This is a genomic window from Streptomyces sp. HB132 (assembly GCF_016909575.1).
In the GTDB taxonomy this organism is placed as follows: domain Bacteria; phylum Actinomycetota; class Actinomycetes; order Streptomycetales; family Streptomycetaceae; genus Streptomyces.
Genome location: NZ_JAFBGA010000002.1, coordinates 629,256 through 648,818 on the forward strand (window position 1 = coordinate 629,256; position 19,563 = coordinate 648,818).

The following is a 19,563-nucleotide window of genomic DNA, read 5'->3' on the forward strand; positions in this document are numbered from 1 at the left end:
TTCAGGCTTGGTGCATGGGTGATCCGGCGGACCACACGCCCATGGCCGCTGTCCAGCACGCCTTTCGCATGCTGGAAGCCGTAGCGGCCCATGCGGGCGGCGCGCCCGTGAAGCAGCTGGCGCGCGAGGCGGGGCTGCCCCTGGAGGCGGCCCTGGAAGCGGTGCGGGCCCTCACGGACGACGGTTACCTCCGCGTGCTCGACGACGGTGGCCTGATCCTGAGCGACCGGCTGGGTGACGGGGACTCCGGGCCCGGCGCGGTCGATCTCGTGCGCCCCGCGCTGGCGGCACTGCGGGACGACCTGTCCGCCGCCGCCTACCTCACCTTCTACGAGGAGGGTGAGATCCGGATCGCCGAGATAGTCGACGGCCCGCAGGCTCCCCGGGTCGACCTCTGGGTGGGGTTCGAGGAGGCCGGGCACGCCACGGCCCTCGGAAAGTGCGTGCTGCGCGAACTGGACGGCGAGGCACGCCGCGACTACCTGGCGCGGCATGCACTCGCCGACCTCACGCCTCGTACGATCACGCACCGGGACGAGCTGATCCGGCAGCTCGAATCATCGAGGCCCGCACCGGTGGTGATGGACCGGGAGGAGTACGACCTCGGCACCACGTGCATCGCGGTGCCCGTCCACAAGGGCGACAAGCTCGGCTCGCTCGGGGTCTCCTTCCGGGCGGACCGGATGTACCGCACCCGCCAGGTCAGGGAGAGCCTGCTGTCGTCGGCGAACCGGGTGAGCCGGGGGCTCACCTTCGATCTCTGAGGCCGGCACCCGGGGCGGCGGCGGGTCCGGCCGGTCCCACGCCGGTCGCTGCCGGCTGGTCGCGTGCCGGGCCGAGACGGCATGTCAGGCCGCAGGCCGGTGCGGTCAGGCGGCCAGCCAGTCGCGGTAGCGGGTCGGGGCGATGCGTGCCGCGGGTCCGGCGATGATCGCGTCGCCCTGGACGGCCGCGAACATACCCGCCGTACCGTCCGTGACGACGGTGCGCTCGTCACCGTGTGCGGCGAGGGTGATGCCGCCGAGTTCGTCGAGCGTGAAGACATCGGCACCCGCGACGTCGAGGGTGCCCTGGAGGGGACGGCCCGCGGCGACCTCCGCCACTGTCGCCGCCACGTCCGCTGCGGCGATCGGCTGGATCGGGGTGGCGGGCAGCCGGACGGTCTTCTCGTCGGCGCTCCAGGACAGCACCGCGTCCATGAACTCGAAGAACTGCGTGGCGCGGACGATCGAGTACGGGACGGGCCCGGCCTTGAGCAGGTCCTCCTGGAGCACCTTTGCGCGGTAGTAGTCGAGCTGGGGCACCTGTTCCACACCGACGATGGAGAGAGCCACCGCGTGTCCGACGCCCTGTTCACGTGCGGCCGCGAGGAGGTTGTCCATCGTCTTCCGGAAGAAGTCGAGCGACGCCTCGTCGAAGGTGGGTGAGTTGGTCACGTTGACGACGACGTCGGCCCCCTCCAGGGCGGCCGACAGGCCCTCCCCGGTGAGGAGGTCGACGCCGGTGGACTGCGAGTGCGGCACCGCCTCGTGTCCGGCCGCCTTGAGGTCCTGCACCACCTGTGAACCGATGAGTCCGGTTCCGCCGAGCACTGCGATCTTCATGTCGTACCTTCCCATGCGCGAACGAGGGCGATTTGCCGGAATTATCCGACCTCGATCACCCTACTCCGGAAACTCGGATATTTCTTGTCCGGGACAATACTCGGACAGAGAGTGTCCGGGCATGGGGAGGTACTGTGAAGTGGTGAAGATGTCGGGCGGAGTCGAGTGGGCGTTGCACTGCTGCACCGTGCTCACGGCCAGCCGCGAGCCGGTCCCCGCCGCGCGGCTGGCCGAACTGCACGATGTCTCCGGCAGTTACCTCGCGAAGCAGCTCCAGGCGCTGTCACGGGCCGGGTTGATCCACTCCACCCAGGGCAAGTCCGGTGGCTACGCCCTGACCCGGGCCCCCGAGACGATCACCGTCCTCGACGTCGTCCAGGCCGTCGACGGTCCCGCGCCCGCCTTCGTCTGCACGGAGATCCGGCAGCGAGGCCCCATGGCGACTCCCGCTGCCGCCTGTGTCACCCCCTGCGCGATCGCCCGCACGATGGGGGCCGCGGAGGCGGCCTGGCGGGCGGCGCTGGCCGCGGTCACGATCGCGGACGTGGCCCACGACGTCGAGTCCGACTACGGGCCCCAGGCCATGGCCGGTATCGGCAACTGGCTCGCGGACAAGGACTCCTGACCGCCTGATCGGCGGAAGGGAGAGCCGATCCGGTCCCGCGCGCCGACCGGGACTCCCGGTCCCGCACCGGACCCGGCGCTACCGTCACGAGGACGACGTCGGGGGCGACGGGCGCCCGGCAGGGCCCGGCCCGGGCCGCGTGCACGCGGACGCGATCACGCGAATGACGTCCGGACCCTGCGCCGAATGGCCGGATCGATCAGGAATCGAGAAGCGCTCGCTGTGGGGCCGGACTTAGCGTCTTCCCATGGCTTCCATCACATCCGTCATCCTCGACGCGGCAGACCCCAACGCCGCCGACCGCTTCTACGCAGCCGCCTTCGGCCTGGACGCGCAGGTGAGCGCCCGGGCCTCGACGACGCTGCCGACCGGCTTCCGCGGGTTCACGCTGTCGCTCGTGGTGTCCCAGCCCTCCGCCGTCAACGGCCTGATCGACGCGGCCGTGGCTGCCGGTGCCACCACGGTGAAGCCGGCGACGAAGTCGCTCTGGGGCTACGGCGGTGTCGTGCGGGCCCCCGACGGGGCGCTCTGGAAGGTGGCGACCTCCGCGAAGAAGGACAAGGGGCCGGCCACCCTGGAGATCGACCAGATCGTGCTGCTTCTCGGGGTGGAGGACGTACTCGCCGGCAAGAAGTTCTACGTCGCCCGAGGCTTCACCGTGGGGAAGAGCTTCGGCCGCAAGTACGTGGATTTCGAGATGCCGTCGAGCCCCGTCAAGCTGGCGCTCTACGGCCGTAAGGCCCTCGCCAAGGACGCCGGGGTCTCTCCCGAGGGGACCGGACCCCACGGGCTCGCGATCGGCTGCGACAACGGCCCCTTCACCGACCCGGACGGCTTCCGGTGGGAGAAGACACCGGGCTGAGGTGCGCCCGGCCTCCCTCCTCGGCGCGCCCACCCGCCGGGCTGGACACACTGGGCAAGTCCGGGCCGGCGTGGCACGATCGCGCACGTGACGAGCAGACCCACCGAGGCGCAGCATCTGCGCGACCTGGCGCTGCTGCGCCGCGTACGCGACCGGATGGACCGGGAGTACGCGCGGCCGCTGGACGTCGAGGCGCTCGCCCGGGGCGTGAGCATGTCGGCCGGGCACCTCAGCCGCCAGTTCCGGCTCGCCTACGGCGAGTCGCCGTACGGCTATCTGATGACGCGGCGGATCGAGCGTGCGATGGCGCTCCTGCGGCGTGGCGACCTGAGCGTCACGGAGGTCTGCTTCGAGGTCGGCTGCTCGTCGCTGGGCACCTTCAGCACACGCTTCACGGAACTCGTCGGCATGCCGCCGAGCGCGTACAGGCGCCAGGCGGCGAGTGGAGCGGCCGGAGTGCCGCCCTGCGTGGCGAAGCAGGTGACCAGACCGATCAGGAATCGAGAAGCGCGCCCCGTCGAACCGCCACTAGCGTGACGGCCATGGACATCACCATTCACACGAGCGTCCTCCCGCACGACGACCCGGACGCCTCGCTGGCCTTCTACCGCGACACCCTGGGTTTCGAGGTCCGCAGCGACGTCGGAACCGGCAGGATGCGCTGGATCACGGTCGGCCCCGCCGGCAGCCCCGGCACGTCCATCCTCCTGGCACCTCCGGCCGCCGACCCGGGCATCACCGAGGACGAGCGCCGCACCGTCGTCGAGATGATGGCCAAGGGCACCTACGGATGGATCCTCCTGGCCACCAAGGACCTCGACGGGACCTTCGAGAGGCTGCAGGCCGGCGACGCGGATGTCATCCAGGAGCCGACCGAGCAGCCGTACGGCGTGCGCGACTGCGCCTTCCGTGACCCCGCGGGCAACCAGATCCGCATCCAGGAACTGCGCTGAGCCCTGCGCGCCCGTAACTGCGGCCGACGAGGCCGGTCGCCGGCATCCGCGGCCGAAACCGTCGGCCGCCCCGTGCCGGGCGACCCGCGCCGTCAGCACGCGGCCGACGGCCGGCTCGTCGTACGCGCGGCCCGGCCGATCGAGTCCGAGGCGGTGCGTGGCGACCGGGGCTCGGGGCCGCACGACGGCGACACATCTCCCAGGGCTCGTGCCCCGCTCGCACGGGCCAGGCGTGCCATCGCGAGGGGCCCCTCGAATTCTGGCGATCCGACGGCTGCCCCCGGTTATCCTGCGTCGTTCTGAACAGGCCAGGGAGGTCTCCAGCATGAGCAGCACCACGTCGCCTTTTCCAGATCGGATCGAACTCACGGGGGAGGGCCTCGTCCTGCGCGACTGGACCGAAGCGGACCTGGTCGCGATGCCGGATCTGTTCGACCACGCGGACATCGCGTACTGGACACCGATCGTCTCCCCCTTCGACGAAGCGGCCGCTCGCGTACGGCTCGACCGGGACCGGCAGCTGCGGGCGGAGGGCACGGCCGTCCTGCTCGCCATCACCACGGACGGCCGCGCACCACTCGGCGAGGTCATGCTGCGGCGCGCTCCCGAGGGCATGGAGATCGGCTACGCGGTCGGCCCGGCACACCGCGGCCAGGCACTGGCCTCACGCGCGGTCCGGGTGATGGCCGCGTACGCCTTCGAGCAGCTGGGCGTGGACCAGGTCATTCTGGAACTGGAGGCCGAGAACGCCGCCAGCGTGGGCGTGGCCGTCAAGGCGGGCTTCAGCCTGCTCGACGTTCCCCTGATCAAGGGGGAGGAGAAGGGACGCTCCTACGCCCTGCAGACGTGGGGCCTGAGCTCCACCACGTGACGGGCTGACGGCGCGACTCCCGGGAGCTGGGCCTGTGTGCGACCGGCAGGGACGAGCCGAGAGCAAGCCTGCGACCCCGACGTGCGGCCGAAGGGCCCACCGCGAACGGTGGGCCCTTCGACGTATCGCCCGGTGCGAGCGATGGCGGAGGATGCGAGATCCGAACCCGTGAGGGTCCGGCTCCCACACGCTTTCGAGGCACGACCCCTGCGAGGCGGTCAGCAACACCGGTGATCCGAGGGCTGCCGGAGGCCCGGGGCGCCCCGTCCGCCTATTCGGGAAAGGGGCCGCGGACCGAGACGCCGCCGTCCAGCACGATCTGCTGACCGGTGATGTAGCGCGCGTCGTCCGAGGCCAGGTAGACGGCCGCGGCAGCCATCTCCTCCGACGTGCCGAAGCGGCCCGCCGGGATCTCGGGGACCCATTCGCCGGAGGAGTTGGCGTTGACGGCGGTGTTGATCGCCCCACCTGCCACGATGTTCATCCGGATGTCGTCGGCCGCGTACTCGGCCGCGACCGTCCGCGCCAGGCTGTACAGGCCGGCCTTGGCGGCGCCGTAACCGGCCTGCTTCGGTGCGGCCATGAATCCGGTGACCGAGCCGACGCTGACGATGTTCCCGCCGGTGCCCTGTTCCAGGAACAGCCGCAGGACGTGCCGCACCGCGCGAACCACGTAGCGCAGGTTCACGTCGTAGACGGTGTCCCAGTCCTCGTCGGCCATCTCATGCAGCTTGACCGCGGGTACGAACGCCACTTGCCCACCGACCACAGTGACCAGCACGTCCAGTCCGCCGAGCCGTTCGGCCGCGCCTGTGATCATGGCTTCGAGCTGCTCGAGGGAGCGGACGTCGGCGCTCAGCGCATGCGCGACATGTCCGGCCGCACGCAACTCGTCCGCCGCCTCGGCTGCCCGTGCGCCATCCACGTCGACCACCACCACGGCCGCCCCGGCGGCCGCACAGGCACGGACGATGCTCCGGCCTATCCCGGCCCCACCACCACCGATCACCAGAGCCCGCTTGCCGTCGAGCCTGCTCAACCCGGCCATGCACCCTCCCCCGACTTCGATTTGCCCAAGGCTATCGACACGACGGCCGACGAGTGAGAAGCAGGGAGGACATGCCGACGGCGGAGGCGGTGAAGGCGGTGGGGCCACCCGTGCCGGCACCACCGAAACGTGGACGCCCTTCATCGGACCGACACTGACACTCCGGTGCCTCGCAGACCAGTTTGTCCGCGAGGTCTCAGGGATACCTGGACGTGGATATCAGTGCATCGGCCGTCCCTGAACGGCCTCCGAGCCGCTCGAGACGCGACACACAGCGATGCGCACTCCACACACCGGCGCGCATGACCGCACGGAGGAGCGCCATGTCCGGGCGACGGGGACCACCGACTTCGGGAACTGTCGGCCGGAACACGGCCTGCTGGCCGAAGCAGAGTTGCTCATGACGTGCCGCCGGTCCGGCTGCCTGAACGAGGATCCGGCGACCAGGCCGATGCTCCGGCGCACGAATTGCTGAAGAACGACGAGAACCCGCAGGGCCTCGATCTCTCGCTCCTCACCGCGGGTCGAGGAGGCTGCCCGTGCCTGGAGCACAGGGCCTCGGCCACGTACGACGACATGCCTCCTTCTGACGCCTGTTTCGCTGCGGGACCTTCGACGTTCGGAGGAACTGAAGAGTCCGGTGGGCCCGAGCCTCGGGCCACTTTCCAGGGACGGACTACGGATCGCGCTTGAACCATCGAGCAGCGATCACCATCCGGCGGTCACGCCGCCGGCAGGCCGAAACCAACAGGGATCGCCACAGACCGGTCAAGCCCGTTTCCAACTGCTCGCACAACTCTGAGTGGAACTACCCCACCGAGAGAAAACAGCAGCATGGCTTCTGCCCGAAGGCCTTTCTATTCCTTTCCCTTCCCCTTGTTCCTGCTGATCAGACTCACGGGCGCACAGATCACCCCGCCGGCAACGAGCAGTACTCCGAGTTCCAGAGCAGGCGAAGTCCCTGAGGAAAGCACCAGGAGGAGCGCGCCGCAGAGTGCAGCGAGGAGGCCGAAGAGAAGGATCTGGCGACCTCTACCCGGTTGAATCATTTCGTGCTCCCTTTCTCGAATCGGCTGGTGCCGGCGAAAGGGGCTACTCACGGCGGCACCACAGCGCCTCCAGCTACGAGGACCGCAGCAGAAGGCCACCTGCAACGGCGCCGTCATCGAGCCGCCGCTCGCTGACGTGCGTCGGTCGGGCCTGCCCTCTGCCGGAGCCCGAATGGACCGAGGGCGAGAGGGCCCGGGGCTTGGCGGGAGGTTCGGTCACCCGGGCCTCGAAGCACTCCCGCTCGCCGTCGGCCGACGTCGGCCGGAAGCAGGCCCGGACGGCGCCGCCGAAAGTGACCTCGGTCATCTCGGTGTAGACGAAGGTCGCCGCATCCTCCGCGTTCCCGATGCGCACGGTGTGGGTCGGTCCGTCCGCCGTCACGTCCACCTGGTCTCCGATCTCGGCCCCCCAGGCTCGTACCCAGCTCGCACCGCACTTCTCGCTGTGGCGAAGCTCGATGTGGGCGCCGGTGGCTGTGCGGTGCGCGGCGAGAGTGTCGGGGTCGATGCCACAGATCAAGCGCATCGGATCCCGCCCTTCGCAGGCGGCGCCGTGGCACAACGGAGCGAAGGAGAAGGGGACGGAAGAGGGCGACGGTTCGTCCCTGGGCGCCTCGGAGTCCGGCAGCAGGAGGAGCAGCACGACGCCGACACCACCGACGATCACGCTGTAGGCCGACGCCAGCAGCACCAGGAGCCTGGTCCGTCCAAGGCGTCGCCGAGGCCCTTCGGCCGTGGCTGTCTCCACGATCGGTGGCGGCGGACCGTCCCCCGAAGAGGGAGGGGCGGGCTGGGGGGTGGCCATCGCGCGTCCGCTCCAGCGCAACTCGGCGATCTCCCAGAGGGCCAGCAGCCGGCCCTGCGGCTGGTGCGCGAGACGGCACAGTTCCTCTACGGCCTGGCGCGGAGGCAGGGCCTTGCCGTTGAGGTAGCGCTCCCACGAGGACTTGCTGTAAGCCGTCCGCTCCGCCAGCGCGGCCAGGCTCAGCCCCGCGTCGGCCCGCAGGTCCCGCAACCCCGCGACCAGCCGGGTATGTTCCGGGGTCACGTCGGATCTGCCTCCCGCAGTGCATTCCAGGTGGGCGGGTCGATGACTCCGTTCACGATCAGCCCGTTCCTCTTCTGCAGGTGCTCGACCGCTCGTCGCGTCTTCGGGCCGAAGATGCCGTCGATGTCCCCCGGAACGGTACCCGCCCGGCGTAGCAGGCACTGGGCCTCGGCCACTTCGAGGCCGAGCTGGGTGTTGGAGAGGAGCACGTCCGCGGTCGGGCTCAGGCCCGCTTGCCAGCGGCCGTCGCGTCTCTCCAGGCGGCAGGTGTAGATGACCGGGACCAGGGTCTCCGACACGGTGGCCGGCGCGGTCGCGACCGCGTCGTCGTGCTGGTGGGCGAGCTGGGTGCGGGCCTCGGTGAGCCGCACGGCCAGCAGGAGGGCCACAGAGACGGACAGGACGGTGACCACGGTCGCCGCGGTCAGCGCGGCGCGCAGGTGGCGCCCGTACGGCTGCCGCTCCCCGGGGACCTGAGCCGGGGCCGAGGCCGGCTCGGACGCCGGGTCCGCGGCCGGGCTCTCGGACGCCGGGGCCGCGACCGGCCGTCCCTCCAGCCAGTGCTGGGCGGCGATCTCGCGCAGTGCCAGCAGGCGGACCGGATCCTCACCGCCGACCCGGGACATCGCCGCCACGGCCTCCTGCGGCGGCAGGGACCTACCGTTCAGGTATCTCTGCCACGACTTCGCGCTGTACCCGGTCCGCGCGGCCAGTTGCCGCGAGCTGAGCCCGCTCCGGTCCTTCAGCCCGCGCAGCCGGACGATCAGCTGACGTGCGGGCGGGGGCAGTTGCGCGGGCAGTTCCTTCCAGCGGGGCACGCTTTTCCCATCACGTTCCGGACCGCAGGCGCGGCCTCCATGCGTCGCTCTCATTCTGCATCAGTCGTTACGGGCGACACAGATTTGCCGCGACAGCCTGGCGGGCCTCCGCCAAGGTGCGGAACCGGGCGTGCGCCGTTGTCCCGTCGCACGGACATGGCGGTCGGCGTCTCCGCAGGCCGGAAGGCGGGACGTCCCGGGACGGGGTCACTTCCGCGGCAGTTGTAGCCGACCGCCGTGCCGCTCCCGCAGTCTGTTGCCGAGCCGGCCGGAGAAGGTCGCCGGTCACGCCACCTCAGAGGAGTTTTCCCAAGACGCCGGACAGAAAGCTGACGGTGGCCCTGAGACATTCACGAACCCTCATCAGAGGTTCGTGAAGGAATTCGTCTCCGAAACGAAACCACGGACCAGAAGGATTGAATCGTGCAACGAGTATCCATGTCCCCCCACATGCGCATCGGAGTGCTGGGGGCGCTGTCTCTCCTTATGGCCGCCGGCCTGACGGCGAGCCCGGCGATGACCACCCCGGCCCACGCCGCCTATGGGCCCTGCAACACCACCTCGTGGCGTGACGTTCCCACTCTCGGCGGGAAGAACGACTACAAGATTCCGGCCCGTTCAGGCAATGGGATCTCCTGCTACCTGAGCTACTACGAGGGTTCTTCCTCGGCAGTCGAGGCTCTTCAGCAGGCCATCACCATCTGCTACCCCGGCACCTGGGCCTCCACGAAGATCCACAACTCCGGTGGCGTCGACGGCGTCTACGGCACCGGCGTGGTCGAGGCGGTGAGGTGGCTGCAGATCAACAAGCTGAACCTCGCAGGGAGCGCGGACGGCGCCTACGGTCCCCAGACGCGAGGGAAGATGCGGTGGCCCCACTATTACGACCGTGGTGCGCTGCTGAACTCCTGCAGCAACCCGTCCACGCTCTGACGCAACCGGCCGAGCCGTATCCGATGACGTTGCCCGGCCTGCCCGAGAGGCGGTGTCGACTCGCAGTGGATTCTCAGGCCGCGGCGGAAAGACGACACCGCCGCGAGGGGCCTGGCCTGAAAGGCGGCTGCTGGGAGGAAGATCCCTGAGTCGTACCACGGGGTATTCATTCCGGGATGCGCCCGCCGCATCCCGGAATGTGCTCGGTGTGAGTCGACGACGGGACGCCGCCAGAAAATCATCATGACATGCCTGGCTGCGTTGTCGGTCAATTCTCGGGCCAGGAGAAAGTTCAAAGATTCCATAGGGGGCGGCCTTCATATCGGCGAGGAAACAGTGCACAAGCGACGGATAGTTTTTGCGGCCTCTCTGGCCATCATGGGATGCGCACTCTCGGCCTGCGGCGGCGATGAGGAGGGGCCGACGGCGCAGGATTCGCCCTCGGTGTCGGCTTCGCCCACGCCGAGCAGTGAGACCCCGGCTGCCGACGACAGCGGCAAGGACGGTGGTGGCACGCCGGCCGGGGGAGACGTCGCAGAGCCGGGGACCAAGCTCTAGGTCGGCGACAGGGCCGTCCTGCCGTTCGAGTACACGAGCGACAAGAAAGGCACCATCGCCCTGACCGTCACGGCGATCGAGAAGGGCACCGAGGCCGACATGGCCGCCTTCGGCGAGAAGGCGAAGGGAATGACGCCCTACTTCATCAAGATGAAGGTCGAGAACGTCGGCGGCACCGACCTGTCGTACGCGTCACTGAAGCTGGACGGCGTGCTGGAAGGCGGCGGCGGCACCGGCGTCATACTGATGGGCGGCATCCCGGGCACATGCGACAACGAGACCGCGCCCGCCGAGTTCAAGACCGAGGGCGCTTCGTACGAGACCTGCGCGCTCAGCGCCACGACGGGAGCGCCCGTCACCGGCGCCAGGTTCGACGAGGGCGACGCGTACAGGAACAGCCCAGTCGTCTGGGCCAACTGAAGCCACGCGCATGCGCCTTACCGTTCCTGCCGGCCGGCACCACGTCTGTCGGGCCGATAGCGGCGGCAACCCGACCACCCACCCACCGGGGGATCGGGGTGAAGGCCCCTGCTCCCAGGTTCGCGGGCGGTGACCTCCATGCCGATACCGAGTGGCGGCGTGCTCGACGAGGTGCCGACGGTAACCGCCGGCGCCCCGCACGTTGCGGAGGCCCGGGTGGCCGGTGCGACCTGGTCGAGCAGGGCGGTGCCGCAACGGAGTCCCGCCCGCCAGACACCGTGACCAGCGCGGCGAGGGGAAGGCCGGGCGTGCCGATGGTGATGCTCGGCTGCCTGCCGACGTTCTTCCTGCCTGCGTCGATGCCCTGCCCCGCGGCGTGGACGGTGGTGTAGGTCATCGGCCTGTGCGGAGCCCGCGTCCCGCTTCCTCGTCCACTGCCTCGACCGCGAGGCGCGCTCGACCCGGTGCGTGGTCGACGATCCCAGTGGTGGCTCGTCGCGGCGCTTGGCCGGTGATGTCTGCTGGACGAGGCCGGAACTACAACCAGCAACGTCGAAGGGCCCCGCAGCAAGCTGCGGGGCCCTTCGGCGTATTGCCCGGTGAGAGCAATGGCGGAGGATACGAGATTCGAACTCGTGAGGGGTTGCCCCCAGCACGCTTTCCACATGTTCGTTTGCGGGTTCGGGGAGGGGTAGGGGCGTCCTGACCTGGGGTGGAGTGGATTGTTCAGCGACGTCCGGACGCGGCTGAACGTAGGCGAATGAGGCCAGAACTGAGACCACGAGGTGCCGGATGGGTGGCTCGCGGCGTTCGGCGGATTCTGCACCCGGGGCCCAAATTCCTACTTGTTTGATAATGTCTGTTCCATGAGCGAGATTCCTTACAGCGTCGGCGAAGGGCCAGCGACCAGGGTCAGTCTCTCCCTTCCCGAGGGGACGGCGGAGGCGATTCGCCGACGGGTCGGCAAGCGTGAGTTTTCCGCGTTCATCACCGAAGCGGTGGAGCGCGAGCTGCGCGGTCAGATCCTGGATGAGTACCTGGCCGACTACGAACGCCGTCAGGGGGCGATCTCCGAGCGCGAGCAGGAGCGTGCACGCCGGGTCTTCGACGAGGTGTTCGCTGAGGAGGGGCAGTGGCCCGCCGCAAGCTGAGCCACGAAGGCACCCTCGTTCTCGACTGCGAGGGTTTGTCAAAGTTTGTCAGTGATCACGAGCCCGTCGTCGCCCTCATCGCGGAAGCCCGCAAGCGGGGCATGGAGGTGGTCATCAGTGCACTCACCATCATCGAAGCGGTGTATCGCCGGACAGATAAGGCGAGGCTCGCCTGGGTCCTGTCCGGCGTGCGAATCGTGCACATCGGTGACGAGGAGGCCAAGGCCGCCTCAGCCATGCTGATCAATGCTGGGCTTCATGGTCACAAGTACGCCATCGACGCTGCCGTGGCCGAGATGGCGCTGCGTCAGCGCCGCCCGGTCGTCATGCTCACCTCGGACATTGACGACATGACGAAGCTCTGCGGCGACAGAGTGCGCCTCGTCGCCGTGTAGCCGACGCCCAGGACCCGAACGAGGGGACGTTCGCCGCATGCCTGAAATGTATTGAATATCGGAAATGAATGAGACCAGAACTGAGACCAGCAACGTCGAAGGGCCCCGCAGCAAGCTGCGGGGCCCTTCGACGTATTACCCGGTGAGAGCAATGGCGGAGGATACGAGATTCGAACTCGTGAGGGGTTGCCCCCAACACGTTTTCCAAATGTTCACCTGGGAGTTCTGGGGCGTACGGGAAGGTTCTGACGCGCGGTGCACGCGGTGCTGGTGGGATTCTGAACGGTGCTGTACGTCGGTGAATGCAGCCAGAACCGCAACCACGGCAGGCCATCCCCGCTCATGCCTTACGCCAGGCGCTGAGCACTTCCTCGGGGCCGTACGCCGCCGTGGCAGGGCCAGCGCCACCGATCCCGGGCGCTGAAGACGGTCCGCCAACTCCTTCCGTGTCACGAGCACGCGTGCCGGTCGAGAGCTGTCGAGGCTGCTCAGCCAGGTCGCCAGAGTTGATCGGGACTTCATGCGTAGTGCACCTCGTCAGCCCAGGGAGCGCCGCAGCGGGCCGGAGCCGGTCCGGCGCCGGGTTCAAGGAGGGCGCATCCCCGTGATCAGCTGGTGCCGCTCGGAACAGGTGGAGCGGCTGCTTCGCTCGCCGGGACGATGCCCGCTCCTGGCGCCGGCACTACCGGGTCGTCGTTCTCGTTCGCGGCGATGAAACCGCCCTCGGAGCGGGAAGGCCGCCCACTCGGTCCGGGGTGGCGGGGAGCGTTCCCACGCGCCGGTGCCCTCCGACTGACGTGCTACGGGTGAATATGCGGGCAACACGATGCGCCGTGGGCCGGACACCGGCACTCTGCTGGTGAGGAGCAGCAGGGGGGATGCTCCGGCCAGTGCGCAACCGGGGCCCCGGCCCCGGCGGAGCCTGCGGACGCGAGTCGAAGGGGGCGCTTCAATGACATCCATCGGAGCAGGGCCATCCAGTCAGGCGCATGCGACGGGTAAGCCGGCCGGCAGCGTCGGCACACAGTCGGCCGGCCCCGCCATACCGGCGGTTCCCGTACAACCACGCCGCCTGCCCGGTGAGGAGGAGCGGCGGCGCCCGGTGCCTCGCCACGTCGCGTGCGTGATGGACGGGAACGGCAGGTGGGCGCAGCAGCGCTCCTTGCCACGTACGTCAGGGCACCGGGCGGCGGAGACGACGGTGATCGACGTCATCGAGGCTGCGCGGTCGGCGGGGGTCGAGTGGCTCAGCCTGTACGCCTTCTCCACCGAGAACTGGCGACGGCCGGGCGAGGAGATCGACTTCCTCATGCGTCTGGTGAGCCGCGTGGTGCGCAAACACGCGCCTCTGCTGTACGCACGCGGGATCCGCTGCCGATTCCTGGGAGCCGAGGATCCGAGGATCCCCGTTCGCCTGGCCCAGGAGTTCACCGACCTGATGACACTTACCGAGAACAATCGGGGCATGACGCTGACCGTGGCGTTCGACCACGGCGGGCGCCAGGACATTGTCTCCGCGGCGCGGTCCCTCATCCGCGCCGGGGTGTCCGCCGACGCCGTCGACCAAGCGCGCTTCGCCGCGCATCTGCCCGTCCCCGATACGCCTGACGTGGACCTCGTCATCCGTACCTCCGGCGAACAGCGCATCTCCAACTTCATGCTCTGGCAGGTGGCCTACGCCGAGTGGATCTTCCCGTCGGTGCTGTGGCCCGATTTCCGTGCGTCGCACTTTCTGGAGTGCCTGCACGACTACCGAAGCCGCGACCGCCGCTTCGGCGGCGTGACGCCGCAAGCGAATGGAGAGCCTCACAGGTGAAGGACACGGACAGCAGCCGCTTCACGAGGACCGGCCCCGACGCAACGGGCCCGTACGACGACCCCGAGCCCACAGGCCCGTCCGGAGATCCCGGCCGGGAGGCCTCCGGAACGCCGACCGAATCCCTGTTCGGCCCTGGATCGCAGTTCCACTGTTTCTTCAACGATCCCCGCTGGGCGCTGGCCGTCGTCAGGGCCACGGTGCTGGAGGCCGCCCACCCGCAGATCGGCGCGGCACTGGCCGACAACTCCTCCTTCGTAGTGCATCCGTGGCGGCGGCTGAGCAACACTCTTGTGAGCCTGCAGCGCATGTTCGGAGCCGACGAGCACACACGGCAGCGGGAGGCGGCACGGCTCAACCGCCTGCACACGCGACTGAGCGGCACGGACGCGAGGAACCGGCCCTACGACGCCATGGACCCCGAGGTGCGGGCGTGGGTGGTCGCGACGCTCTTCGAGAGCTCCGTCACCATGTGCCGATTGAGCGGGCAGCCCCTGGACCAGATCACCATGGAGCGGCTCTACGCCGAGTTCCAGGCCTTCCTCGCCGCCTTGGGGGACGAGGCGGGCCACCTCCCGCCCACCTTGCACGAGTTCTGGAAGTACTACGACCGCATGGTCGCGGAGGAACTGCAGAACACAGAGGCGCTGCGCATCATCCTGTTCAAGCTCTTCGAACATCTACCGGCACCGCCGCTGTTCGCAGGTCTGCCCACGGTCTGGGCGACCGGACGCGCGCTGGCGGGGCCCGTCATCGGCACCATCACCGTTGCCTCCCTTCCCGAGGTTTTCCGCCGCCGGGCGGGGCTGCCGGAGGTTCCCGGTGCCCAGACCCTGATGCAGGGTGCTTACGTGACCGCCCGCCTGGCCCGCGCCCTTCCCGACAACTGGATCCGGACGGAGAACTTCGTCAGTCTGCTCCAGCTGTCGCCGGAAGGCGACGGCCCCTGTGCCGAGGCGCTCACCACTTTGCGCGCCCGGGTGAAACGGGCCGGCGCGCTCATCCGGCTGATCACACCGGTACCGGCCCAGCAGGACAGTACGGGCGGGACCGAGAACCGGCGCAGTGCCCGCGTCTTCTTCACCGAGGTGCTGGACCAGACCGGGGACGGCTATCTGGACTGGCCCGATCTCGCCGCCATGGCACGGGAACTCTGCTCCCGTCTCGACCTGGACGAGCCGGAGGAGACCCGGCTGTACGACGCGTTCGCCGCGTGGTGGAGGGAACTTCAGGCGGCTCTGGACAGTGACGGTGACGGCAGGGTGAGCGAGGAGGAGTACGCGGCCGCAGCCCCGTCCCTGGCAGGACCGGCGCTGATCAGGGTCGCCGAGGTTCTCTTCGGTGTCACCGACGCGGACGGCGATCAGTTCATCGATGCCGAGGAGTACCGCGTCCTGTTCAGGAAAGGCTTCGGGCGATCCGTGGTGGACGCCGGAGGGCGTTACTCCCGAAGCGCATTCGTGCGGGACTTCCTCTCCTTCATGTCAGGGCGTCAGCGTTCGACCTCCTACGATCCACTGCTCTCCGACGCGTAGAACCTCGGACAGCCCGATCACCGCGACACCGCAGGTGCGCGGTTCTCGGCAACGGTTCCGGTCGCGCAGGTTCTGGGAGTAGCGGGTCCGGTGCGGTACTGCCCGGCGTCACCATCAGGACGGCGGCTCTGACTCCAGGACGACCGGAGCGCAACCGCAACCACTGAACGTCGAAGGCCCCCGGCAGCTCTTGGGTTCCAGGGGTCGTCGCAACACCACTTGGTTTCAGGTGGTGAGTAGATCACGTAGGCGCTCGGCTGGGGTATCCCAGCCGAGCGTTTTGCGTGGGCGGCCGTTGAGTTCCTGGGCGACGTGTTCGAGGTCTTCGGGGCTGTGGGCGCTCAGGTCGGTGCCCTTGGGGAAGTACTGGCGCAGGAGTCCGTTGGTGTTCTCGTTCGAGCCGCGCTGCCAAGGGCTGGCGGGGTCGCAGAAGTAGACGGGCATGCCGGTGGCCACGCTGAACTGCTTGTGGCGTGCCATCTCGCTGCCCTGGTCCCAGGTGAGGGAGCCGCGCAGGTGGGCGGGCAGGGTCTGGACCGTGGTGACGAGGCCGTCGCGGACGGTCTCGGCGTCGTGGGCTCCGCCCGGCAGGTGGACCAGCATGGTGTAGCGGGTGGCCCGCTCGACCAGGGTGGCGATCGCGGAGCGCCCGCCCGCACCGATGATCAGGTCGCCTTCCCAGTGACCGGGCACGGCCCGGTCCTCGACGGCGGCGGGACGGTCGCTGATCATCACCATCGGGTCGATGAACCGGGGCATGCGCCGCTCAGGGTCCCGGCGGGGCTTGCGGCGGGTTCGCCCGGAGCGGATCGCGGCCTGCACTTCCCGCTTCAGGCCGCCGCGGGCCTGGAAATACAGCGCCTGGTAGACCGTCTCCACGCTCACCCGCATGCTCTCGTCGTCGGGACACTCCTTGCGTAGAGCGTGGCAGATCTGCTCCGGTGACCATCGACTGCGCAGTCCGTCCTGGACGAAGCGGCGCAGCCGTCCCTCGCGCAGCAGTTTGCGTTCCTTGGGCCGGGGTCTGCGCGCTGCGGCGGCGCGGTAGGCGGCGTAGGGCTGGTAGCCCTCGCTGCCCGAGTTGGCGTCGATCTCCCGTTTGACCGTGCTCGCCGGCCGTCCCAGGGCCCGTCCGATCGCCCTCAGCGACTTCCCCGCCGCGCGCAGATCGCGGATCTTCTCGCGCTCGGCCAGGGTCAGGAATCGGGGGTGGAGCTGCTTCTCCAGGGCGCTCAGGCCCACCGGTGCTGTGGTCACACCGCACATCGTGACGGTCCCGGCCGCGTAGTCGACACGACGCCCGTCGGCATAGATTCGGCCGTTGCGGCTCTTCTTGACGCCCCAGTCCCAGTCCTTGGCCGTGCGCTCGTTCACACCGACCTGCCGGGCTGCAACCCGGCGTGCGACACCGGCGGCCCGGAGCCGCTCGTACTTCTCGCGCCCTGGGTGCCGCCGACGCTGCGAACTCAGTCCGGCCTTCCGGGCCCAGCCGAATGCAGTGTTCGGGTTCACCCCCAGCTCACGCGCCACCACGGTCACGTTCCCCACGACATCCAGCCGCTCAAGGAAGCGCTCCCGCAGCCCTGCAAGATCAGCACACTCAACGGCCACGGTCCTCGCAACTCCCACAGATCGCGGGTGTTGCGAGGACCGTTAGAACCCAAGAGCAGCGGGGGCCTTCGACGTATTGCCCGGTGAGAGCAATGGCGGAGGATACGAGATTCGAACTCGTGAGGGGTTGCCCCCAACACGCTTTCCAAATGTTTGTACGGGGGTCCGTTGGGGGTCGTACCCGTCCTGACCTGAGGCGGGGCGTTCGGAGTGGCCCGGTCCGGACACGGCTGGACGAGGATGAATGAGACCAGGACTGAGACCAGGCGTCGGCGGGACCACTTCCTGGTCCCGCTCGCAGCGCTCTTGGCCGTGCTCGTGGGAAGCGGTCCTTCGGTAAGGCCTTGACCGGGTCGGGTAGTGAGCTGTCGGTGCCCTCGTCCGTACGGCCACCCCGTAGCACAATGCATTACGCCGCGATACGCTGGTTTCATGAAGACCATCACTCAGCGGGAGCTCGCCGCGCGCTCCAAGGCTGTGCTCGACGACGTGGAGGCGGGTGAGACGTACCACGTCACCCGAAACGGCGCCGAGATCGCGGAGGTGCGCCCGCTCAGCAGTAGGCGTCGCTTCGTCCCGGTGGAGGAACTCCAGCGGAAGTGGCGCCACGCGCCCCGGAGCGACGCCGCCCGGATGCGTACGGAAGCGGACGAATTTTTTGGCTCCGAGGACCGCATCGATATCGATGGCGACGGCAATCCGTGGGACCGCACATGACAGACAGAGTGCAGCGCGGACTCTTGGACACGTGCGTCGTCATCGATCTGCCCCTGATCGACTCGAGCCTCCTGCCCGTGGAGGCGGCTGTCTCCTCGGTCGTCCTGGCGGAGTTGGCGCAGGGCGTGGCAATGACGAAGGACCCGGCGGAGATGATGGCGCGAGCGCAACGCCTGGCCGACGTGGAAGCGGAATTCGCAGCCGTTCCCTTCGACCGGGAGGCTGCCCGCCGGTTCGGGACGCTGGTCGCCCTCACGGTCAAGGCGAATCGCAATCCTCGTCCCCGACGCATGGATCTGATGATCGCCGCTACCGCTGCCGCCCAGGGCCTCCCGCTCTTCACGCGGAACGCCGATGACTTCAAGGGGCTGGATCAGGGCGTCGAGGTCATCTCGGTGTGAGTTTCCCGCTCGGTGGAGAGGGCTCGCCGTCCGCAGTGACAGTCCCGGTGATCGGGACCCTGTGAGCCGCGCAGTGGATCGGTGCCGCTCGGGGGGCCTGCTCCGCCTGGAGCTACCACCCCAAGCGTGATGGCCGACGTACTGCGGGGTCCACCTGCTTGCGTGACCGCCAGGTCGGCGTTCAGGCGGTCGCGGCGGGACGTGGGCTGCCTTGGAAGACCTGACTGGTGTGCCAGGAACGATGGGCGGCGGCGATGGGGCGGACGCCCGACTGGGGGCCGATGACCGGACGGCCGGCGAGTGTGATGACGTGCTCGCGGGCGGCGGTGCTGCGGCCGACGAAGCTCTGTGAGACCAGGATGCGGTGGCCCTCGCCACGGCCCTCGCCGAGACCGAGTACGCCTTTGTCGAACAGCTTGTGGTGCAGCGAGCACAGGCACAGCCCGTTGTCGAGGTCGTCCGGTCCGTCGAACGCCCACCAGCGGACATGGGCGGCCTCAAGCCCGACCGGCACCGCGCCGATCCTGCCGTCGTACCCGCAGAAGGCGCACTGGTACTCGTAAGCCGTCAGGACCATCTCCCGCATACGCCGGTCCCGCTGCCTGCGCTTGGCCGAGACCAGTCCGGTCTCGGCCTCCTCCAGTTCCAGGCCGACGGCTTCGCACAGCTCGCCGTGGAGGGAGGGCGGGAAGTTCAGATCGAGGAGTACGCGTGTCATTCGGCCGAGCAGGGGCGGATCCCGCCGCAGCGCCGCCCGTAGCTCCGGCGTCAGCCGCCCAGCGGCGCCGGTTGCGCGCAGCTCCCTGACCCCGGTCCCGGGGCTGCCCGGACCGCGCTCGGTGCGCACCTCCCACACGCCGTCACTCACCAGATGATGGAAGGGATAGGCGGGCGTCGTCCGGTTCCCAGGACCGTACTCGGCGAGCAGCCGCCGCAGGTCCTGCTCCACCGTGCTGTACCGCAGCTCGTCGTCGGCGTCCTGCTGGAACCGGCTGAGCGCGTACAGGAACAGCAACGGCTTGTGCGGAGCCCGCGCCCCGCTCCTGGTCCACTGCCTCAACTGCGCGGTGCGCTCGACCCAGTCCATGGTCGGCGATCGTAAGGGCGGCTCGTCGCCGTGCCTGGTGGCGGGGCGTGGCGCATGGCCG

20 protein-coding genes are annotated in these 19,563 nt (G+C 69.1%); 14 read left to right on the plus strand and 6 right to left on the minus strand.

The genetic code is table 11. The features are described 5' to 3' along the window. The first annotated feature begins 14 nt into the window (after positions 1-14). Complete coding sequence (locus JOC24_RS07115) at positions 15-764, plus strand: IclR family transcriptional regulator (RefSeq protein ID WP_205019235.1); 750 nt, start codon at positions 15-17, stop codon at positions 762-764. A 105-nt stretch (positions 765-869) separates the two neighbouring features. Here the strand turns inward: JOC24_RS07115 and JOC24_RS07120 are convergent, their stop codons facing one another. Further along, a complete protein-coding gene (locus tag JOC24_RS07120; RefSeq protein WP_205019236.1) occupies positions 870-1,604 on the minus strand; it encodes an SDR family oxidoreductase in 735 nt (244 codons plus the stop codon). A gap of 148 nt (positions 1,605-1,752) precedes the next feature. Between JOC24_RS07120 and JOC24_RS07125 the strand changes: the two genes are divergently transcribed. The 5 genes from JOC24_RS07125 to JOC24_RS07145 all read left to right on the plus strand — a co-directional run bounded on the left by JOC24_RS07125 (position 1,753) and on the right by JOC24_RS07145 (position 4,915). Continuing rightward, positions 1,753-2,229, plus strand: a complete 477-nt coding sequence (locus tag JOC24_RS07125; protein ID WP_205019353.1) for an RrF2 family transcriptional regulator — start codon at positions 1,753-1,755, stop codon at positions 2,227-2,229. Positions 2,230-2,476: 247 nt separating this feature from the next. Then, positions 2,477-3,091, plus strand: a complete 615-nt coding sequence (locus JOC24_RS07130) for a VOC family protein (protein ID WP_205019237.1) — start codon at positions 2,477-2,479, stop codon at positions 3,089-3,091. 87 nt (positions 3,092-3,178) lie between these two features. Then, entirely contained in the window at positions 3,179-3,628 is a 450-nt protein-coding gene (locus JOC24_RS07135) for a helix-turn-helix transcriptional regulator (protein ID WP_205019238.1), read from the plus strand. A gap of 5 nt (positions 3,629-3,633) precedes the next feature. Further along, positions 3,634-4,044, plus strand: coding sequence for a VOC family protein (locus JOC24_RS07140; RefSeq protein ID WP_205019239.1), 411 nt, complete (start codon positions 3,634-3,636; stop codon positions 4,042-4,044). Between the two features lie 325 nt (positions 4,045-4,369). Next, positions 4,370-4,915, plus strand: a complete 546-nt coding sequence (locus JOC24_RS07145) for a GNAT family N-acetyltransferase (protein ID WP_205019240.1) — start codon at positions 4,370-4,372, stop codon at positions 4,913-4,915. A 271-nt stretch (positions 4,916-5,186) separates the two neighbouring features. On the opposite strand, the gene JOC24_RS07150 is transcribed toward JOC24_RS07145, so the two are convergent. The 3 genes from JOC24_RS07150 to JOC24_RS07160 all read right to left on the minus strand — a co-directional run bounded on the left by JOC24_RS07150 (position 5,187) and on the right by JOC24_RS07160 (position 8,878). Further along, positions 5,187-5,963 carry an SDR family NAD(P)-dependent oxidoreductase gene (locus tag JOC24_RS07150; RefSeq protein ID WP_205019241.1) on the minus strand — a complete coding sequence of 259 codons (777 nt, stop codon included), beginning with the start codon at positions 5,961-5,963 and terminating at the stop codon, positions 5,187-5,189. Positions 5,964-7,085: 1,122 nt separating this feature from the next. Further along, complete coding sequence (locus tag JOC24_RS07155) at positions 7,086-8,060, minus strand: helix-turn-helix domain-containing protein (protein WP_205019242.1); 975 nt, start codon at positions 8,058-8,060, stop codon at positions 7,086-7,088. Further along, a complete protein-coding gene (locus tag JOC24_RS07160; RefSeq protein WP_205019243.1) occupies positions 8,057-8,878 on the minus strand; it encodes a peptidoglycan-binding protein in 822 nt (273 codons plus the stop codon). The genes JOC24_RS07155 and JOC24_RS07160 overlap by 4 nt, the downstream gene beginning before the upstream one ends. A gap of 423 nt (positions 8,879-9,301) precedes the next feature. Between JOC24_RS07160 and JOC24_RS07165 the strand changes: the two genes are divergently transcribed. From JOC24_RS07165 to JOC24_RS07190, 6 genes are all read left to right on the plus strand, one after another. Continuing rightward, positions 9,302-9,811 (plus strand): peptidoglycan-binding domain-containing protein, encoded by a 510-nt coding sequence (locus JOC24_RS07165; protein ID WP_205019244.1) that lies wholly within the window; start codon positions 9,302-9,304, stop codon positions 9,809-9,811. A gap of 657 nt (positions 9,812-10,468) precedes the next feature. Then, positions 10,469-10,789, plus strand: a complete 321-nt coding sequence (locus tag JOC24_RS34150) for a hypothetical protein (RefSeq protein ID WP_374104480.1) — start codon at positions 10,469-10,471, stop codon at positions 10,787-10,789. A gap of 866 nt (positions 10,790-11,655) precedes the next feature. After that, positions 11,656-11,940 carry a hypothetical protein gene (locus JOC24_RS07175; protein WP_205019245.1) on the plus strand — a complete coding sequence of 95 codons (285 nt, stop codon included), beginning with the start codon at positions 11,656-11,658 and terminating at the stop codon, positions 11,938-11,940. After that, positions 11,922-12,335, plus strand: coding sequence for a DNA-binding protein (locus JOC24_RS07180; protein ID WP_205019246.1), 414 nt, complete (start codon positions 11,922-11,924; stop codon positions 12,333-12,335). Before JOC24_RS07175 ends, JOC24_RS07180 begins: the two co-directional genes overlap by 19 nt. Before the next feature lie 952 nt (positions 12,336-13,287). Beyond that, positions 13,288-14,151 carry a polyprenyl diphosphate synthase gene (uppS, locus tag JOC24_RS07185; RefSeq protein WP_205019247.1) on the plus strand — a complete coding sequence of 288 codons (864 nt, stop codon included), beginning with the start codon at positions 13,288-13,290 and terminating at the stop codon, positions 14,149-14,151. Between the two features lie 125 nt (positions 14,152-14,276). After that, on the plus strand, positions 14,277-15,686 hold the full coding sequence (locus tag JOC24_RS07190) for an oxygenase MpaB family protein (RefSeq protein ID WP_205019354.1): 1,410 nt from the start codon (positions 14,277-14,279) through the stop codon (positions 15,684-15,686). A gap of 225 nt (positions 15,687-15,911) precedes the next feature. Here the strand turns inward: JOC24_RS07190 and JOC24_RS07195 are convergent, their stop codons facing one another. After that, positions 15,912-16,952, minus strand: a complete 1,041-nt coding sequence (locus tag JOC24_RS07195) for an IS30 family transposase (RefSeq protein ID WP_205019355.1) — start codon at positions 16,950-16,952, stop codon at positions 15,912-15,914. A gap of 777 nt (positions 16,953-17,729) precedes the next feature. Here JOC24_RS07195 and JOC24_RS07200 point away from each other — a divergent pair. Both JOC24_RS07200 and JOC24_RS07205 read left to right on the plus strand, forming a co-directional pair. Further along, positions 17,730-18,014: a type II toxin-antitoxin system Phd/YefM family antitoxin gene (locus JOC24_RS07200; protein ID WP_031097329.1), complete on the plus strand. Its 285-nt coding sequence runs from the start codon at positions 17,730-17,732 to the stop codon at positions 18,012-18,014. After that, complete coding sequence (locus tag JOC24_RS07205) at positions 18,011-18,415, plus strand: type II toxin-antitoxin system VapC family toxin (protein ID WP_065849249.1); 405 nt, start codon at positions 18,011-18,013, stop codon at positions 18,413-18,415. The genes JOC24_RS07200 and JOC24_RS07205 overlap by 4 nt, the downstream gene beginning before the upstream one ends. 181 nt (positions 18,416-18,596) lie before the next feature. On the opposite strand, the gene JOC24_RS07210 is transcribed toward JOC24_RS07205, so the two are convergent. Next, a complete protein-coding gene (locus JOC24_RS07210) occupies positions 18,597-19,502 on the minus strand; it encodes a phosphorothioated DNA-binding restriction endonuclease (protein ID WP_205019248.1) in 906 nt (301 codons plus the stop codon). Between the last annotated feature and the right edge of the window lie 61 nt (positions 19,503-19,563).

Bases quoted from the DNA above. Each gene is read 5' to 3' on its own strand.
- JOC24_RS07115 (WP_205019235.1), top strand. From the start codon at position 15: ATGGGTGATCCGGCGGACCACACGCCCATGGCCGCTGTCCAGCACGCC.
- JOC24_RS07120 (WP_205019236.1), bottom strand. From the start codon at position 1,604: ATGAAGATCGCAGTGCTCGGCGGAACCGGACTCATCGGTTCACAGGTG.
- JOC24_RS07125 (WP_205019353.1), top strand. From the start codon at position 1,753: ATGTCGGGCGGAGTCGAGTGGGCGTTGCACTGCTGCACCGTGCTCACG.
- JOC24_RS07130 (WP_205019237.1), top strand. From the start codon at position 2,477: ATGGCTTCCATCACATCCGTCATCCTCGACGCGGCAGACCCCAACGCC.
- JOC24_RS07140 (WP_205019239.1), top strand. From the start codon at position 3,634: ATGGACATCACCATTCACACGAGCGTCCTCCCGCACGACGACCCGGAC.
- JOC24_RS07145 (WP_205019240.1), top strand. From the start codon at position 4,370: ATGAGCAGCACCACGTCGCCTTTTCCAGATCGGATCGAACTCACGGGG.
- JOC24_RS07150 (WP_205019241.1), bottom strand. From the start codon at position 5,963: ATGGCCGGGTTGAGCAGGCTCGACGGCAAGCGGGCTCTGGTGATCGGT.
- JOC24_RS34150 (WP_374104480.1), top strand. From the start codon at position 10,469: ATGGCCGCCTTCGGCGAGAAGGCGAAGGGAATGACGCCCTACTTCATC.
- JOC24_RS07175 (WP_205019245.1), top strand. From the start codon at position 11,656: ATGAGCGAGATTCCTTACAGCGTCGGCGAAGGGCCAGCGACCAGGGTC.
- uppS (WP_205019247.1), top strand. From the start codon at position 13,288: ATGACATCCATCGGAGCAGGGCCATCCAGTCAGGCGCATGCGACGGGT.
- JOC24_RS07195 (WP_205019355.1), bottom strand. From the start codon at position 16,952: ATGTGCGGTGTGACCACAGCACCGGTGGGCCTGAGCGCCCTGGAGAAG.
- JOC24_RS07200 (WP_031097329.1), top strand. From the start codon at position 17,730: ATGAAGACCATCACTCAGCGGGAGCTCGCCGCGCGCTCCAAGGCTGTG.
- JOC24_RS07205 (WP_065849249.1), top strand. From the start codon at position 18,011: ATGACAGACAGAGTGCAGCGCGGACTCTTGGACACGTGCGTCGTCATC.
- JOC24_RS07210 (WP_205019248.1), bottom strand. From the start codon at position 19,502: ATGGACTGGGTCGAGCGCACCGCGCAGTTGAGGCAGTGGACCAGGAGC.